Below are 16,723 nucleotides of genomic sequence, written 5' to 3' on the forward strand. Positions count from 1 at the left end.
CCGGTGACCGCTGTTTAGATCACCAGTGCCCAGTAGCGAGGAGACACGGCGCCGACGATGGTCTCGATGCTTTCCGTCGCCACTGGCTCCACCTTGCGCGGGCGGGGACTGGGCACGCTGATGACGGCACCGGGCGACGCCACGATGCGCCAATCCATGACGGCCGCCTTGAAAATCGCGGAGGCATCGCGGAACATCACGGAGACGGTGGCGGGGGATAGCGTCTCGCGCAAGCTCTTGACCAGTGCCTTTAAGTCGCTAGGAACGATGCTCGCCCATGATTGGATGCCGAGGGCAGGTCGCCTGCGGCTGGGTATACGTGGTGGTTGAAGTGGCGATGCACTTGATCCTGAGTGCCGTGGCGGTGGTACTGGTCCGGGCGCCGCGTGCTCTGTGCGTAATCACGGGACATCACCTTGTTGGCGCCTAGGTCGACGTTTTGGACAGTAGCTACTGAAGCATTCACCGAATCGACCCACCGCGTCGCCTCGACCTTGTGCGCGAAATGCTGTGCATGCTCGCTGCCCGCGGCGTCACGTTAGCGCGCCCGCCACTTGCCGTTGTCGGGGTCTGTCGGGTTTTTTGTGTAAGGGGACGCAGTGGGTATGAGAATGTCGCAGCTCGTCGGAGGAGTGCTTGAGCACTACGTCGCCAAGCACCAGACGGAACAAGGAAACTGAACCTTATGAGTGAAACCTCAGACAACGAGACGCAGCAGCTTACTAAAGGAGAGGGGTCGCTGCATTCCGCGGCTAACGATCAGTTCGGCAGACTCAGTGGCTCTAACGCTGCCTGAGTCAGAAGGGCGTCTATGGCGCGAGGGCCTGCATATAGGCCCGGTTCGGCGGTAGTGCATCCGAGCCCCCCGAGGGTAATGCCGTGAACTCTCAGGTCGCCTCCGACTACGTCGTATGCACCACCACCGCTGTCGCCAATACAGGTGTTCGTCTCCCCGTTAGCCTGCAAGCACACGGTAGATTTTGGTGCGGCGCTACTGGCCGTTGCAGCTCTCAGCGTGGCTTCGCAATCACTGCCCGGGGTCGAAGTTAGGCTCACGAGTTTTGAGTCACATTTGCGAGGTGCGTTGACGGCAGTTCGTCCCCATCCTGTCGCGACGAGATCTGAACTGACGGATTCTCTCGCGGTTATGGCATAGTCGGCCTTTACGGGGTCTTCGAGTACTAAGAGGGTGAGTTCGAGGGCTTCGCCGTCACCGAAAATTGCATTCTTAACGTGGCGCCTCTCGCCTTGATCAGTACATAGATTCATCGCTCCGACCACAACGTCTGGGAGTGGGCCTGAGTCAACACAATGTGTCGCTGTGGCTACTGCGTTTTTTGCGACGAGCACCCCAGCACAGTAGTTGTTGTCCCAAATCCGGTCGTCCGCGGAGCTCGCATTTATGACTGCTACGAATGCTCCCGAGGGCAGCACCGGTGGTCGGTCTACGCTGCAGCCAGACACTAAACCAATCAAGGTCAAGATTAGTGCGCTACTTCTCGCAACCATCGCCTTCTCGCAGCTGGTAATGGACAAGGATCTCTTCACGGAACTTAGTGCCCCCGCTGGCATACTCGACGACCGTCTTCTCAAGGCTCCCCTGCCCACCTTGTTCGGTCGGTGAGAACCCCGCGAAGAGCTCCACTGAATGCCCAGGTTCAATGATGACACCAACCGGTGCCGTCATCCTCTTCATCGCAAGTTCGACCCCTGGTTCACCGGTCGAAGGCCACCACCAGGATCCCAAAAGCTCGTCTTCTTTAGCTTCCAGGTCGAGGCCATAGGTCGGGGTATTGATCGACTGCCCAGAGCCGGAAATATCAAGTATCTCTATCGAGTCCGTACCTAGATTGGTGAGAGACTCAGCATAAAATTTCTGAGCATCTACGTCTCGCGCCGGCGCGCAAAACACTACTGCCCCAGCAGCGCTCCGGGGGCCGACAAGAGGACCGTTCTGTGGTGGCGCAGTGCATGCAGCAAGCGCCACCACAGTCAGTCCAACAAGGCCCATACCTAGGACCTTCAGAGAGGTTGCGATCACTACTTGACGACAATCTGATAGGCCTTCGATGTCGTAGCGTAACCATTTGTGCCGCATATCTGACCACCAACAGAGCCCATCGTCACCTTCAAACGTCCTTTGGAGTTCCATCCAGTTTGCGAACTCAGTCCAACACCGTAGAACGACGCGGTGTCCGTCCAAGTGACTTGAGAACTGTTGTCTTTAGTCAAGACCTCTTCCTTCTGATAGGGACGGCAGTAAGTGGCCTTTGGGTCTGCCCCAGGATTAGTTGACTGGTGGGGTTAGGCCGCGAGGGCCATTGTTTGTTGAGCGTATACGGTCTTGAACTCGATGGGGGTCATGCCCCCGAAGTCTTGAGGGTGCGAAAGTGCGCCAGTCCGCAATGTGTTCGCACGCGTATCAGTAACTGCCACCCGAGGCCACCATGCCAAGGCAGTGCTAACCCTGGTAATCAGTAAGTGCCGTGAGTTTTTGCCAAAAACAAGCCGTGCGGGGCGCATACCCTGCGTATCGGCCAACTCATCCGTTTTTACCGTATCTACCAGGAACAATCTTCTTGCGACTTGCCTCTATTTCAAACTGAGTCCGCAGCCGAATCGGCCGCTAAAGCGCCCTTGTCGGAATACTTCTCGCCATCAATCTCGCCCATGTCAACAGCGGTGAGTCTCACTCCCTCGGGCGCTACTTAGAGAGGAGTCCCATCACGGCTACTAGATCGTCCCAATGAAATTTGGGTCGGTTGGTGTCGCCAGCTGATGAGGTGTCGAACGTGACCTTCTGGCCGTTGCTTGTCTCGACTACCAGCCGGCAGTCGCTGGGAATGGCGTCTGAAGGATCCTGAGCAGCAACCACGGAGCCGTGGAATCGATCAATCTTCCATCCCGTGACGAGAGATAGAGGCAACGCCCTCACTGTCGCGCTGCCCTGCGCCTCAAAGTGGACCGTCGCTTCACCGTGAATGATTGCTCGATCAGTTACTCCCACGAACTGCGCGAGCTCCGCGGGCGAGCCCGGGGTTGACGCGCTTCCGAACGCACCGGCCGCGAACGGTCGCCCTGCCGCAATCGCAAGAATCGCGTCACTCCAAGGTCTCGCAATTTGCTGATCTGGTCGCCTGTGCAGGTCACTGTCGTGAACGAAACTGAACGGTGAGCTGATTCTCACTGAATTCAGGAATTCGTAATTTGGATCGTCCTGCACTGTCATTGTGCTGTCTCTCTCGTGGTTTAGAGATGCGCTGATTCTTGTCTTTCGGGCCGCCATCCAATTATGCACGCTGTGCGGAAAAAATGAGGCGGACCGTCAATGCCCGGAGCGTTTACTGCGTCGAGAGTACGGCCGGTGGCGCCGTAGCCGTTTGTGCAGTCGTCCGGGGCACACTTTGGTTCGCAACATGCTGACACGCCGCCCCCCTCGTCGTCTTCGGGGCGGCGCTAGGAGCCTCGTCAACTTGCGAGGGGCTCAGTGTCGGCGCGCGGCCGTAGGTGCGGCGCGCCTTAGCCAGCAAGAGGCCCTGGCCTGTGTCTCGTGAATTACGCACGGGACTGCGGCGGGTTTCCTTGTCTCGCGGCGTCCGGTGTTTAAAGGCGAGCGCGGAGCGCCCAAAGTTGCCTACGTGGCGGTGTGGCCGTTAACGGTCTTGTCGGTATGCACGAGGCTTCGTGACCTTGAGATTGGACCCGGGGGTCAGTCGGCGGGTAAGCAAGAACTTCGCAAAAACTTCGCAACGCTACTAGCGCGCACTGACTTTGAATGACGCGCCGAAGTCTATTTACCAGGTAGTTTAGGTCCCGCCTGGCGTTCGATAGCGCTTGATGTCGCTGCTCAGGTAAAACCCGGCGTATCGGCCAACTCATCCGCCTTCGTCGAACTACCAGGCTTGCGTAGTATCGGCGTATGAGTAGCGGGCGAAGCCGACGGACGTTTACATGTTGGGCGGTGATGACAGTTTTGCTTGGGGCGGGTTGCACGGGTCAAGAATTGCAAACACCTCCACCCACACCCGACAAGTCTGAGGTTGCCGACCCGGAGCCAAGCGCATCAATGACGGCTTCTCCGTCGGCTTCGCCCCTTCCACAAGCGCTGATGGATTGGGAGATAGCTATTCCAGGGTCGGAGGGCTTCCCCACTTACGGTCCTGTGGCCGATAATACTGTGATCGCACGCTACTACGACGATGAATCATCTTCGCGACTCATTTCCTACCAGTCCGATGGTACGTCTCGCACTTACGAGGCTCACGACGGAATTGTGCAGGAACCTATCGGCGTGGGCCAAGCCGTCGTTTTTGGGGTCGGCTCTGACGCTACTGGCCGATTCGAGATCGTGGTCTGGGACCCGGAGGCCGACAAATCGACCGTCGTTTATGAGAGTGACTCCTGGTCCGAATACACGCTTTCGGGTACCGATTTCTACTTCACCGCCCCGGGCTCAGCAGGCGAGCACTGTATTGCAAGAGTCGACTTCGCCGACCCCTTGTCCCCAGTAGATGACGAGGTAGTTTCGTGTGTGGACGCAGGTTCAGATATTGGCTGGTTGAAGAGTAGCGGGGGAGACGTATCGTTCCTGACCCGAACTGAGGACGATGAGTGCTGGGCAGTGAACAGGATTCACGAGGAAACTGGGGAAGTCGAAGAGTTGGCGGTACCTGGCTGCGCATCGCGGGCGGTAGTCGGCAACGAATTAGTCGTGTGGAACGAGACCGCGACCGGTGGCGAAGACGATGGTTTCTTCCATACCGAATTAGTGGCGCTCGGAGAAGGTGAGCCAATCTCGCTCGGAGACTCGGTCGCCGGTTCTCAGGTGTTTTGCGGAGATTGGCTTTACTGGTTAACGGAGCGTTCTTCTCCAACGCTGGAGCACAGTGAGATTCGCCGCTGGCGTGGGGGCGCGGATGTTGAGACTGTATATATCTCACCTGACGGCGACACCTCGCGTTCCGAGATCTACTCAACATCTGGGCCCCAGTGTGACGGTGACGAAAGGATCTTTTTCCAGCGGCTCGGGTGGTGGTCAGGTGCCGGCGACGAGCTTTTGTCCGCACCGGGAATTGATTGGGAGCCTCAGGTCGAACTATCTTCCACTCTCGAACAATCCGCTGAATAGCGACAGCGAACTGCAGTCTGCCGGACTCGTGTTTTCGCCATGGACTTCTCGGGTTTACTTGCGGCACGGACGTCAATCGTTCCAGGGGTAATGATGGTGGTCTGAACGAAAAGTATAAAGTGCTCTAGGAAGTGATGCATGAACAGGTGAAATGCACGAGTTTAGAGGAGAATGGCTTCTCTCAGCGACTGCTTGATTTAGAGGTTGTTCTTAAGAAAGTAAAGGTCGTCAATCTCATCGGTGTGAAGTATCCAATGGAGGAGCGCAGCCGGCCCTTGGCGAATCAGTGCGCCCACCACAAGGCCACAAGTTCGGGCACGTCGGCGGTACGGATTGGGCCACCGATCTCACGTTAAAGCACCACACCAGACGAGGTGACCTAACCCAGGGAGAAGGTCAAGGAGCCAAGTTTGCCTGGGGAAGTCGCTCTTGTTATCTCTCAATACATCCAATCGCTCTATGTTGTCGCCTCTCGATACATCCAATAGGTCGGTTGTGAGGTCCGAGACTAACAAATACTCCAGGTCTACCAGGTATGACCGCCCAAAGTTCGCTTGTGAGGCCTCCTCGTCCCCCATTTGCGGGTAGGGGGTGCGCTTGCTAGGGTGGTTGTCATGCGTTTGTCGCCAAAGGGGAGACGCGCAGGGGAGTGAACAATGAAGTTCAGGAAGTCATTGGCGGTCACTGCTTTGACCGGTGTTTGCGTTCTTGGGGTTGCGGGATCGGCGTCTGCGGGCACGACAGGGTGGACCACTCAGGACGGGTCGAGGCAATCTACCTCTGGCACGATTAGTTGGGAGAAGGATTACATCGGGTCTGCCTCTTACAAAGCAACAGTGCGGGGTCCGAATTGGCCGTTCAGCATTAAGGCTCATTTTGTGCACCTCGGCAACACGTATACGACGAGCACCCAGACGAATAATAGGTTCTCCTCAACTACTGCGCAGTACATGACCGACTTCTATGCGTCGTGGTAAAGCCCGTCTGACAGCAGTGTGCTGGGCGGCGGCTGTCTTAGGCCTAGGGGGTTGTTCAACGACCACAATGGAGACCGAGGAACCATGGTCCGCAGGGCCGTTCACCGAGTTCATAGACAAGTACGTTGAGGAAGCTCGCGCGGGGGACGCTTCGCAGGAACAGGTGGATGCACTGATTGCTTCTCGCGAGTCGGGAAAAATCGATGTGGAACTGGTTCGTGAAGCCATTGCAGCGAACGCTCAGTGCCTAGAAGAATCCGGTTTCACCGTGTCTGTGAGCGATGGGGTCAAGGCGTCGGGCTACGTCGTGCCCCAGTACGTTGCAGAGCACCCATCGGATTTAAGTACGCCCCAGGCCGATGCCCTCTTTGATGCGTGTGAGAAAGAAACCTCGTTTTGGCTATCCAGCGCCTACCAATTGCAGCCGGAGGCGCGCAACGCGTTGGGCGCGTACGTGACGTCACGCGAGCCACAACTGCGCGAGTGTCTTAGTGAAAACGGCTATTCCCCTGATCTAGAGGCCACCGGGTGGGAGCTTGCGATGCAGGCGTTAGAGGTCTTGGGAGAGGAGACTGACGGAAACAGCGTCGATTGCCTTAGTGCTTCGGGAATCGATGGTCTTTAGTTTCAAAAGCGCCCAACGCTCGTTGACCAGCGCCCGTACTCTCTACGGCGATTGCAATGGTCGCAAACACTAAGCATCGGCATCTGCCGGATTTCGTACCGCGCACTTCCACAGGTCTACGCCGCTAGTTCGAAAACTCGACGTGGAATCGTGCCACTGGTGTATGGCGCGAGCAACCTCGGTGAGCACGGCAGCATCGGCGCGATGTGCGGCCTTGCTTTGCGCCACTCTGCCGGGGAGACATGAGAGGCAACGCGGCCCGAAATGTCTACACCGCGTGGCTCCGAAACCCACGTGATTCCGTGGGAGCGGACGTGAGCTAGCAGGCGTTGAAAGGTGACGCTGGGGTGGCGCATGGCGTCACCCCAGAGCTAATTACTCGCGGAGACGTTCCCGCCGGTGAGTCGTGTCTCGTTGTCCACAAGGTCGCCATCTTTGCGAATAAGGCTGCGTGTCAGTACATTCGGAGCAAACCCGGCGTCTCGGCGGACCCCAATGCTGATTCACATCGAGCGGCGACTCGTTCGCGTCACCGCGACAGAGGCGCCCTCAGACACTTACCGGTCGCCGCGACTCACACTACGTAATCCGGGAGCCCTAGCCAGCCGCTCGACAGTGCATCGAGCCACGTCAACGTTTTGCGATCGAACAGCCGACACGTTTCACGCGCGTCCGCGATCCCGTGTCTAAGGTTCCAACCCAATGAACGTTTCGATCTCAACCTCCATCCCGCCGTCTCGCAATGGACGTGCAGCGACTGGAGGTTTCCTGAAGGCGTAGTAGTTAGAAGGAGTGAATAAAGCCGCGCGCCCTTTGCGCGAAGAAACTCGACGTCGTCAATAGGATGTCACGAGCGCATTTCAGGTTATGCGACCTAGACTCGAGATACTCGGTGCCTCTAGAGTAATTCGTCGTGCCGCCAGTCGCCCTCCAACATCAACAAGCAACTGCCTTAACTACCCAACCAAAGTGCCGGGCCTCACGCCGGTGCGCTGTTGGATCTGGAACACTGCAGCATTCGATGACCTACACGGTTCCTAACTGCGCACATCCTGCCTGAGTATCATCGCCAGATCTTGCAACTTCCGGGGATACTTCTTCATTTCTGACACTGCTATCATCCATCCGCGAATTCAGCCATTCGAACGAACCAGGGGTCATTCAAACTGACGGTAATGCGACGGCGCCAGAGGACAGGTTCTTGATTGAATTCTCCCGCGGGCTAAACCAACCACACTCGCGCACGCCACGGCGATGCACTTCCAAATGTGTTCGACGCCAGGAAAAATCAATACAAGTCGTCTGCTTCCTGTATGTTTCTGATTTCAGGGGCATAGAGTTATGCTCGTCATCGCTCATTAACGATCCTTGAGGGCGTTGAGTAAAGTTCCGGTGGGGCGCAGAGCGATGAGGATCACAAGCACGCTGGCGCCGATGAGCGTCAGCGCCGCGTGAGCACTGGCGAGCGCCAGGGCTTGGTCCGTACGGGCGCCGAGCGCGAGGGCGCCGGTGATGCCGATGGCCCACCCAAAAGCTAAGCCGGTGATAGCGAGTACCGCCCATTCGGAAGTCTGCATGACGATGCGGGAGGGGACGCGCACACCGAAGGTGGCGTAAATCGCTGTTTGGGAGCGGCGGGACCATTGCAACATGGCCCAAAGCAACCCTAGAAGCGCGGCGGCGGGTATCCACATCCAACGTAGTGGGCGGTCCTGGAAAGCGGTCGTGTAGTCGACGGTGAATTCGGAGCCGAACAAGCGCGGGTTCGTAATTGAAGGCTCACCCTCATACGCCAGGTAGGCAGGCAAGGCGGCATGTACCGCGTCGTAGTGTGCGGCGTCCGTCTTGACATAGCAGGCGCTGGCGGTGTCCGTAAGTTGGGCGGGCATCAGCAATGCGCCGTCGAATTCCTCGCCCAAAATCTGGGTGTCGGCTACTCGGACGGTTAGGGGGTCGGACTCTGCAGCGGCAGAGCCTTGGCTGGCACGCCGGGTAACCCGCACGGCCTCTCCGTCGGAAACCCCGGTGCGGTCAAGAAAACCATGCGTGACCAGCACCACCCCGTTCGTTGCTGGCGCTACCCCCAGGAATGGAAGTGCCCCGGCTGACACGTCGTATATCGAGGCACGGCCGCCGGGGATGTGGGCAACCGAGCCGGAAGCGCTAGTGCGTTGCAGAGCGAACGATGCACTGATGCCGTCCGCTTTTGACAACCTCTCACACACCGATGCCGGGATAGGGTTGGCGCCGTCGTCTGTACGCATGCCGGTGGCAACGAACACGTAACCCCCCGCGTCAATCCACGCTTGCTCGGCTTCTATTGTCTTGGTCACTTCCACGGCATCGGCGATGGCCGGTGCTGCGATTATCCAGGCCACGGCGACCACAATCAGGAAACTGGACCATCGGCCCGTGCGTGCTGTCGCGAAACCCTCTCGCGCAGACAACCTCAAGGGCCACACCTGCCTCCACCGATGATCCTCGTTCCGCGCCATCATCGTTCCTTCAAGCTTCGCCTGTTGGTGCGCTGATGTATGCGCCCGTCACGTAGCTCTAACACCACATCACACCGGTCAGCAACCTCGGGGTCGTGGGTCACCACCACCACCGTGCGCTCACCGTGGGATCCAATCATCGCGTCCAACACCGTGGCGGAGGTTTTCGCATCCAACTGCCCCGTGGGTTCGTCGGCCAGGATGATGGGCCGCCGTGATGCCAACGCTCGCGCGATCGCTACGCGTTGTGCTTCACCTCCGGACAGAATCCGGGCTGGATCGTCCTCGCGCCCTGACAACCCCACCGCCGCCAGACATTCAATTGACCGGCCCCAAGCATCGGCCCGCGTGGCACCGTCCGAGTAGGCGCCCACGGCGACGTTGTCGACCGCGCTGCGGTCAGGCAGCAAGGACACCGTTTGCAGCACCCAGGACGCCGTGTATGTAAGCGACCGCTCGACCCCATCCTCGTCCACCGCGGTGATGGTGCCGGTCTGCAAGGGCAACAAGTTGCCCATCAAGGACAGCAATGTGGTCTTGCCCGAGCCAGAGGGACCGATGACCGCGGCCGACGTGCCTGCGGGGATGTCGAAGTCAACCCCTGCCAGGACCTGATGGTCGCCTTGGGGGTACTGATGTGTGACACCGCGGGCTACTAGCCGCAAGACAGGTCGCCTCGCACTTCGCGTGGGTTTACCAACACCGGATCACTAATTAGCTTCGGGTCCAGATCGACAGTGCCCAACGTTCCACCAGTGGGAACCACCACCACCGCCGCACCGCCGACTGAGGGGAACATACACGCCATGCCATTGCTGTCCTCGACGATCGCCGAGGACGGCACGGTGCCCACCGTGACTGGCTCCGCGAGTCGCACTGTGGCAACAGACTCTGTCACACTGCCCAGCATCGCGGCAATGGCCGCCACAGCATCGGGGTCAGTCACTTGCTCCGAACCCGCAACATACGGGACGGTGATGTCGTCGGCCACTAACTCTAGGACACCATCACGCGGGATGCTCGGGGTCTCAGTTACCGCGATCCCTGCAACCGCCGACGTGGTAGCGAACACCTCTGTGCCCGGCGACACCGTATCGCCCGCAGCAATATTGACCTCGCTCACTGTCACCGGGCTTTCACCAATCCACACCAACGACGACCGCGATAACACAGGGTTGTTCTTGCCGTACCCGTACTCCAGGTTGAACGCCTTAACAGCTTGCTCAGTGGCGTTCCCGGCCTTGCCATCCGCCTTACCCTCGAGGAACCCTAAGTCAATCAACAACTGCTGGGCGGTCTTCACGTCTGCGCCCGTCGCGCTCCGAGTCACATCGCGATACAGCGGTTGCTCTGACGTGTACGCGAGGACTGACTTGGCGTCCACGGTCATCAACACGTCCTTGTTATTCACTTTGTCGCCCGGCTCCACACCGAACTCCGTCAGGGTCCCCGATGCTTGGGTGGAAGGTGAAAAAGCCACTCCCGGCACCACTGCGATGGCAACGTCCGCAGACTCTGTGCGAGTCGCCGACTCGACGGTGGCGATGAGCGGCGCCACCAGTGCCGCAGACTCCAGCGGCGACTCGCTGGACGCGGCGAACACCCATACGCCTGCGGCAAGCAACGGCACAATCAATACGACTATCACGGCAATCGTGATCCCGCTTTGGCGTGAACCTTTGGCGCTTCCTGTCATCTCTCGATACATCCAATCGGTCGATTGCGCGCTCCGGCGCTCACGAATGCTTTGTGTCTACCAGCTCTTACAGCCAAAAGTCTACGTAAAGTCGTTGCGCATACGGGTATCTATAATGCAGACGCAACCACCGTCATTTCTGGTTAACAAACTGATTGCCTCGTCCATAGTCTCGCGGTGTGGCGTCGGCTTGGGGTCCCGCGCTTAGTGCCGATGCAGCGGCTACCAGCGAGGAGCGTGGTCATGCTTCGCCGGGCTCGATGCCGCATCGGTGCTCTCCTCGATGGTTTTAACGTGACTGTTCGACAAACTGGAGAGTATGCAGTTGAGCGTTCTCACCAATGAACCAATCGGACCTTATCACATCAGAGCAAACCTGCGCCGTTGTCGTCATTTTGGTTGCGGTGAGGGTTGGGAGTTCCGACTTGTGGCGGACTGTTGTCCCTCCCGATCGCTTGGTCCACGAGAATTCTCGATCCCACGTTGGTGTTGCGCCACGATGCGATATCTGGAAGCGTGGCGGCTGCGCAACGTCGCGTTTCAAGAGGCGCCGAAAATTAGTAATCGATAGAGGAGGAGCCGTGAACCACGCAGTACGTGCGATATTCCTGCCTTGGGTGTTGGGAGTCGTAGTTCTTTTGAGCGGCTGTTCTGCCTCAAGTGATGCATCAAATCCGGCATCTAGCCCCGCAACTTCGGATAGTCTCTCTACCGCTGAGCCGGCGTCAGGGCTGGTCGAGGAAGGGTCGTTGGAATACTACGAGCAACTCGCGAAGGCGGACGACGCTGTGGATGCCGATCAGCTGAGTATCCTTCGGCGCGCGGTCCAGGCTCAAGAGCTCCTTTTCGAAGAATACGCTCAAGCGATTGATTATTCGCTCGAATGCATCGCCGAAGCTGGGGTTGAAATTGACGGCCCTCATTTCGATGAAAGCTCCGGGTACCCTCGATTGAATTATGGGTTCGCCGCGGGCTCCAAGGCTTCTGGCGGCCCTGACAATCCGGTCCCGGACGAATGCATTCGAGCTCACAGCTTTTACGTCGAGATGGCCTACTCATCGCAGCCAGCCATCCAGGAGGTCTTGGATAGCGCATTAGATGCCAAACGCCCCGCACTTCAAACCTGCATCGAAGATGCAGGAATAGTCGTCGACGGTGAGTTGCCGATTCGAGAGTGGCTACTTGAGATCGTCAAGAGCGGGGAATCCGGTCGGGACTGCCTCAACGCCCAGGAGATCACTGAATTCTAAACATGCGCTGAGTATTGGCCACTCGACTCCGAGCCGTGCGCGTCGTTTGATGTTGCTGTTGACATAGGGCACTGGGGTCTTAGAGAATCACCTTATATCGGTCTTAATCTTTGTAGATGAGTAACTATGGAATTGCGCACCCCTCGCGTCTTTGCCGGAGTTTTTGCAGTGGCGCTTGCTGCGACCGGCATTCTTGTCGAAGCGCAGCCAGCACATGCCGTAACGTATTGCGAACCGGATACGGGTACCAGCTATGTGAATGACTATGCTTGGATCTCCGACACCAATAATCGTTGCTCTAGAATCGCCGTGCGCCACAGTTTTTCACCCAACGGAACCTCCTACCAGTTCTATACGAATTGGCGAAGTGGCTCGGGCAACTACTACACGAGCGGGACCTACCGCGAGTTGATACGTGGAGATTGGGTTTGGCCTGTTTAGACGACTCTTGAATCCTCGTATCCGACAGCGAGTCTGGGCTGCAGAACGGTTCGGGGCCTCGTTAGCCTGCCCCCGGATCCGATAGACGAAGGCCCATGAAGCGAACTGGGCTCCGTGATCCTCGTAGAGCATCCCGCCGGACGCAGGATAGCGGGGGGGGACTGCCCCCGGTTTCGTTGACTCGCTGACTGCCCCATAGTTTGGTTACCAGTGGCAGAGTGTTGTTTTGGCTCGAGTACAAGGAGTCTGAACATGCCAAAGGCCTATCCTGCGGAGTTTCGTTACCGAGCTGTCGCGTTGGTGCGTGCCGGCAAACCCGTCACCGCTGTGGCCCCTAGCCTGGGCGTCAGCGAGGGCTGCTTGCGTAATTGGGTGCGCCAAGACCGCGTCGACCATGGCGAAATCTCGGGCATCACAACCGGAGAAAACGCAGAACTTAAGGCAGCACGAAAACGGATTCGAGAGCTCGAGCGTGAAGTCGAGATTCTGCAGGTCGCGGCGAGTCTTCTTGGGGAGGATAAGCCCCACCCAAAAGGCTTCACCCGGTGATCGACGTCCTTGCCGCCGCCGGACATCCAGCTTTAACATGCTGTCGCATCCTGGGTGTGTCGAAGCCCGGTTACTACCGCTACCGCAATCGACCAACCTCGCCCACTGCCATGCGAAGGGAGTGGTTGACCGGACTGATCCGTGAGGTCCATCTGTCGTCCAAGGGGACTTACGGATACCGGCGGGTCCATGCCGAGCTCACGCTTGGGATGGGTGTCAGCGTGAGTGACCACCTGGTGGGCACTCTCATGAACCTTGAAGGGCTGCGTGGTCTGCCAGGACCCTCGCGGATCAAACGGTTGCGTGGCGTCGTCACCGCTGATGACCTCGTCAATCGAAAGTTCCACCGGTCACGGCCAAACGAGCTGTGGGTCACCGATATCACGCAACATCGCACTCGTGAAGGTTGGCTTTACTGTTGCTGCGTGCTCGATGCCTTCAGCCGCAAAATAGTCGGATGGTCCATCGACTCCAGCCAAGACACCCGGCTCGTTCTCAGCGCCTTGGATATGGCGATCAAGACCCGCAATCCCGCACCCGGCGGTATTGTTCACGCAGATCATGGAGCCCAATTCACTTCTTGGGCCTTTGGCAACCGAATCCGGAGTGCAGGTCTGATGCCTTCGTTCGGCACCGTCGGAGACGGACTCGACAACGCCATGATTGAATCGTTCTGGTCCTCGATGCAGATCGAATTGCTTGATCGTCAACGCTGGAACACCAGACTCGAGCTCACCAACGCAATCTTCGAATACATCGAGATCTGGCACAACCGCGCACGCCGCCACTCCAGCATCAACTACCTCACGCCAGTCGACTTTGAACTACAGTCCGAAATGAACACCACCCACGCCAAAAGAACACACCTCACCAGGTAACCAAACCTGGGGGCAGGTCACGCGGCGTCCGGTGTTTAAAGGCGAGCGCGGAGCGCCCAAAGTCGCCTACGTGGCGGTGTGGCCGTTAACGGTCTTGTCGGTATGCACGAGGCTTCGTGCTCTTGAGATTGGACCCGGGGGTCAGTCGGCGGGGCAAGCAAGAACTTCGCAGAAACTTCGCAACGCTACTAGCGCGCACTGACTTTGGATGACACGCCGAAGTATATTTACCAGGTAGTTTAGGTCCCGCCTGGCGTTCGATAGCGCTCGATGTCGCCGCTTAGGTAAAACCCGGCGTATCGGCCAACTCATCCGTTTTTACTAGATTTACCAGGGAGTATGCTTGGGACTGCTGAACGATTAGGTGTCCGTTTGGTTTAGGCCGCGAGGGGGACCTGTTTTGTCATGATGGTCTCGAAATCGATGGGCGCCAATCGGCCGAGGTGTTCTGTCGCCTGCAGCGCCTACCTTGCCCATGGATCCGAAAATGCCGTGGGTGGCCAAAGCGTGGCCGAATTTCCTGGACCTAAATTGGCTTCCACGATCAGAACGAACCACGCAGGCTGATACGTCACCGCGTCTGGCGTCTGCGTTGTTGATGGCTGCGACAGCGAGCGCGGACTTCATGCGGTCGTTGAGTCCATGGCGCTCGTGCGGGCGCATGGTGCTTAACCCTGCCTGGACATCTCTTGGTTGATGCGTTTGTCGAGGTCATTGAGTTCGGCGAGCACCTCTGACGCGACCCACACGCGGTTGCGTTTGCGTCCGGTGAGTTCGGTGATGAAACCTTCGCCAACGAGCTGGTCGATGGCGCGGTACGCGCGAGTTTCGGAGCCGCCGGTGAGCGCGATCACCTCCTCGGCGTTCATGACAGGGTTGTCGAAGAATGCGGGGATCAGCACCGCGGCCGCGGAGCCTGCGCGGGGCTTGATCGCCAACTCCCATTCGCCGGGGATTGCTGCCAGCCGTGCAATGGAGTCGCGCGCGCACACTGCTGCAGCTCGTGCGGAGCGGGCGAAGACATCGATGATGGGTGCCGGGTCTCCGGCTCGGTAGGTAGTCAGTGCCGCGAAGTAGTCGTCCCGTTTGGCGAGGAGGCCACTCGCGAGAGGGACAACTGCGTGACGGGTGACGCCGCGGCGGCGCAATGAGGCTGATACGAGCGCGCGGCCGATGCGACCGTTGCCATCGGTGTAAGCGTGGATCGACTCGAACTGGGCATGAGCGATGGCCGCTTGCACCATGACGGGCACGTCGTCGCGGTTGAGGTAGATGATGAGATCATCCATCAGCGCTTGAACGCGCGCCGGCGCGGGCGGTACATACAGTGCGTCGCGAGGAGAGTGGTCGCTGCCGCCGATCCAGTTCTGCATGTCGCGTACCTTGCCGGCGTAAGGCGCCTCGTCGGGATCATCGAGCATCAGGGCATGATGGGCGGCGGTGATGTCCCCAATGGTGAAGGCTCCGCGAGCGCCGACGCTATCGATGAGTGTGACGAGCGCTGTGGACGCGGCCACCATGCTGAGCGCTGAAGTGTTCGCCCTGCTTCCGCCTAGCGCGCGCGCAAAGTCCTCCGCGCTCGCTGAAACGCGCTCAATTTTGGAGGAGGCGACTGACTCTGAGCGCACCATGAACCGGCTGAGAGCCGATGAGTGGCCCTCGGCGTCGGCATCGGCTTGCGCCACGGCGAGCAGCGCGTGCTCGCTGGTCACGGTAATGGGCAGCGGTGGAGGATAGTTCAGTGTGGCAATGTTGGGAGGCACACTCGTGTGCACGGTGTCGAGTTCCCGGTCCTCTCGCGTGCCCCCGCGGAATTGCTGCGACCACGGCAGAGTCTCGACGGTGTGTGGCGGCCATCCTCGTCTTTCCATAACCGCAAGAGTACAGCACGCTACTTGCATTTAGGGGCAATAAGTGCAAGTAGGCCGAGCGTTGTTTGCGGTTAGACCGCGAAGTCGATGCGGGCGTCGCCGGGTAACCATCGGGGGCGTTATGGCTACCTTGATAATATGAGCGCACAGTTGAACCCTCGCGGCCTAAACCAAACTGTCACCAAACCGTTCAGCAGTCCCAAGCGCGGGAGTGTGCGCTGGTCGACGTTGCGGCGAGCGAGGAGCATTTCAGGGATAGACGCATTCCCGGGCGCCAGCAGGGGTGTCCCGCTAGTGTGGCTAGATGAACAAAATTACGCTGCGGCGTGGGACGTATTACCTTGAATACAAGGGCAAGACCTGGGCAAAGGTGCTATCGGGGATCTTGCTCGGAATTTGGGTAGTACTGATAGTTCTCCCGGCCGTGGTTGGCGCTACGGATCCGTGGTCGTTCCTTGTCGGTTCCATGTTCTTGCTTCCGCCTGCCGCATTGCTGTCTTTCCTCCCTGGCCGCAATTGGCTCCGCAGAGTCACGGCGATTATTGATGGTCGCGACGTGCCGGGAGGCGCTTGGGTGGCGGTGATGGATTCGCGCAATGAGAGGCACGAGCTTGTTGTCGAGCAAGGACTCGCCATCGATCTGGCTCGCGCGCTCTCAGTCCCAAAGCACTAGGCCGCAAGCAAGCGCCCTGCCCCGCAGCCACTAAGGCGGCGCGTGGGGCGTTGCGCCCGCCGGACTGCCGTGGCTCTGCTCTTGTCGGCAGGGGCCAGCCTTGCCAAGGCCAATGTCTGCTCCTGCACGTAGGGTGGAGT

At 58.7% G+C, this 16,723-nt stretch carries 13 protein-coding genes and 2 pseudogenes; 6 read left to right on the top strand and 9 right to left on the bottom strand.

What is annotated here, in order from left to right:
• Positions 1–14 precede the first annotated feature (14 nt).
• From ACQU6B_RS05210 to ACQU6B_RS05225, 4 genes are all read right to left on the bottom strand, one after another.
• Positions 15–233, bottom strand: coding sequence for a hypothetical protein (locus tag ACQU6B_RS05210; RefSeq protein WP_430868985.1), 219 nt, complete (start codon positions 231–233; stop codon positions 15–17).
• A gap of 526 nt (positions 234–759) precedes the next feature.
• Positions 760–1,572, bottom strand: coding sequence for a S1 family peptidase (locus tag ACQU6B_RS05215; RefSeq protein ID WP_430868986.1), 813 nt, complete (start codon positions 1,570–1,572; stop codon positions 760–762).
• On the bottom strand, positions 1,493–2,041 hold the full coding sequence (locus tag ACQU6B_RS05220; RefSeq protein ID WP_430868987.1) for a hypothetical protein: 549 nt from the start codon (positions 2,039–2,041) through the stop codon (positions 1,493–1,495). The genes ACQU6B_RS05215 and ACQU6B_RS05220 overlap by 80 nt, the downstream gene beginning before the upstream one ends.
• Positions 2,042–2,704: 663 nt before the next feature.
• Positions 2,705–2,926, bottom strand: a complete 222-nt coding sequence (locus ACQU6B_RS05225; RefSeq protein WP_430868988.1) for a hypothetical protein — start codon at positions 2,924–2,926, stop codon at positions 2,705–2,707.
• A gap of 1,236 nt (positions 2,927–4,162) precedes the next feature.
• On the opposite strand from ACQU6B_RS05225, the gene ACQU6B_RS05230 reads away from it, so the two are divergent.
• On the top strand, positions 4,163–5,128 hold the full coding sequence (locus ACQU6B_RS05230; RefSeq protein WP_430868989.1) for a hypothetical protein: 966 nt from the start codon (positions 4,163–4,165) through the stop codon (positions 5,126–5,128).
• Between the two features lie 1,044 nt (positions 5,129–6,172).
• Entirely contained in the window at positions 6,173–6,730 is a 558-nt protein-coding gene (locus ACQU6B_RS05235) for a hypothetical protein (RefSeq protein ID WP_430868990.1), read from the top strand.
• Positions 6,731–8,088: 1,358 nt separating this feature from the next.
• Here ACQU6B_RS05235 and ACQU6B_RS05240 read toward each other — a convergent pair.
• From ACQU6B_RS05240 to ACQU6B_RS05250, 3 genes are all read right to left on the bottom strand, one after another.
• Positions 8,089–9,108 carry a hypothetical protein gene (locus ACQU6B_RS05240; RefSeq protein ID WP_430868991.1) on the bottom strand — a complete coding sequence of 340 codons (1,020 nt, stop codon included), beginning with the start codon at positions 9,106–9,108 and terminating at the stop codon, positions 8,089–8,091.
• A 116-nt stretch (positions 9,109–9,224) separates the two neighbouring features.
• Complete coding sequence (locus ACQU6B_RS05245) at positions 9,225–9,890, bottom strand: ABC transporter ATP-binding protein (protein ID WP_430868992.1); 666 nt, start codon at positions 9,888–9,890, stop codon at positions 9,225–9,227.
• The gene (locus ACQU6B_RS05250) at positions 9,881–10,921 is read right to left on the bottom strand and encodes a peptidoglycan-binding domain-containing protein (protein ID WP_430868993.1); all 1,041 of its coding nucleotides are present in this window, start codon (positions 10,919–10,921) and stop codon (positions 9,881–9,883) included. Before ACQU6B_RS05250 ends, ACQU6B_RS05245 begins: the two co-directional genes overlap by 10 nt.
• A gap of 749 nt (positions 10,922–11,670) precedes the next feature.
• Between ACQU6B_RS05250 and ACQU6B_RS05255 the strand changes: the two genes are divergently transcribed.
• From ACQU6B_RS05255 to ACQU6B_RS05265, 3 genes and pseudogenes are all read left to right on the top strand, one after another.
• Entirely contained in the window at positions 11,671–12,171 is a 501-nt protein-coding gene (locus ACQU6B_RS05255; RefSeq protein WP_430868994.1) for a hypothetical protein, read from the top strand.
• Between the two features lie 126 nt (positions 12,172–12,297).
• The gene (locus tag ACQU6B_RS05260; RefSeq protein ID WP_430868995.1) at positions 12,298–12,612 is read left to right on the top strand and encodes a hypothetical protein; all 315 of its coding nucleotides are present in this window, start codon (positions 12,298–12,300) and stop codon (positions 12,610–12,612) included.
• Between the two features lie 252 nt (positions 12,613–12,864).
• Positions 12,865–14,039, top strand: a pseudogene (locus ACQU6B_RS05265) (IS3 family transposase).
• 450 nt (positions 14,040–14,489) lie between these two features.
• On the opposite strand, the pseudogene ACQU6B_RS05270 reads toward ACQU6B_RS05265, so the two are convergent.
• Both ACQU6B_RS05270 and ACQU6B_RS05275 read right to left on the bottom strand, forming a co-directional pair.
• A pseudogene (locus tag ACQU6B_RS05270) lies at positions 14,490–14,672 on the bottom strand (IS3 family transposase); the annotation flags it as partial.
• A gap of 35 nt (positions 14,673–14,707) precedes the next feature.
• The gene (locus tag ACQU6B_RS05275; RefSeq protein ID WP_430868996.1) at positions 14,708–15,910 is read right to left on the bottom strand and encodes a Fic family protein; all 1,203 of its coding nucleotides are present in this window, start codon (positions 15,908–15,910) and stop codon (positions 14,708–14,710) included.
• A 304-nt stretch (positions 15,911–16,214) separates the two neighbouring features.
• On the opposite strand from ACQU6B_RS05275, the gene ACQU6B_RS05280 reads away from it, so the two are divergent.
• A complete protein-coding gene (locus ACQU6B_RS05280; protein WP_430868997.1) occupies positions 16,215–16,583 on the top strand; it encodes a hypothetical protein in 369 nt (122 codons plus the stop codon).
• Positions 16,584–16,723 lie beyond the last annotated feature (140 nt).

The sequence above is a fragment of the Demequina aurantiaca genome (genome assembly GCF_050598105.1).
In the GTDB taxonomy this organism is placed as follows: domain Bacteria; phylum Actinomycetota; class Actinomycetes; order Actinomycetales; family Demequinaceae; genus Demequina; species Demequina aurantiaca_A.

Bases quoted from the DNA above. Each gene is read 5' to 3' on its own strand.
- ACQU6B_RS05215 (WP_430868986.1), bottom strand. From the start codon at position 1,572: ATGCCAGCGGGGGCACTAAGTTCCGTGAAGAGATCCTTGTCCATTACC.
- ACQU6B_RS05235 (WP_430868990.1), top strand. From the start codon at position 6,173: ATGGAGACCGAGGAACCATGGTCCGCAGGGCCGTTCACCGAGTTCATA.
- ACQU6B_RS05250 (WP_430868993.1), bottom strand. From the start codon at position 10,921: ATGACAGGAAGCGCCAAAGGTTCACGCCAAAGCGGGATCACGATTGCC.
- ACQU6B_RS05260 (WP_430868995.1), top strand. From the start codon at position 12,298: ATGGAATTGCGCACCCCTCGCGTCTTTGCCGGAGTTTTTGCAGTGGCG.
- ACQU6B_RS05275 (WP_430868996.1), bottom strand. From the start codon at position 15,910: ATGGAAAGACGAGGATGGCCGCCACACACCGTCGAGACTCTGCCGTGG.
- ACQU6B_RS05280 (WP_430868997.1), top strand. From the start codon at position 16,215: ATGAACAAAATTACGCTGCGGCGTGGGACGTATTACCTTGAATACAAG.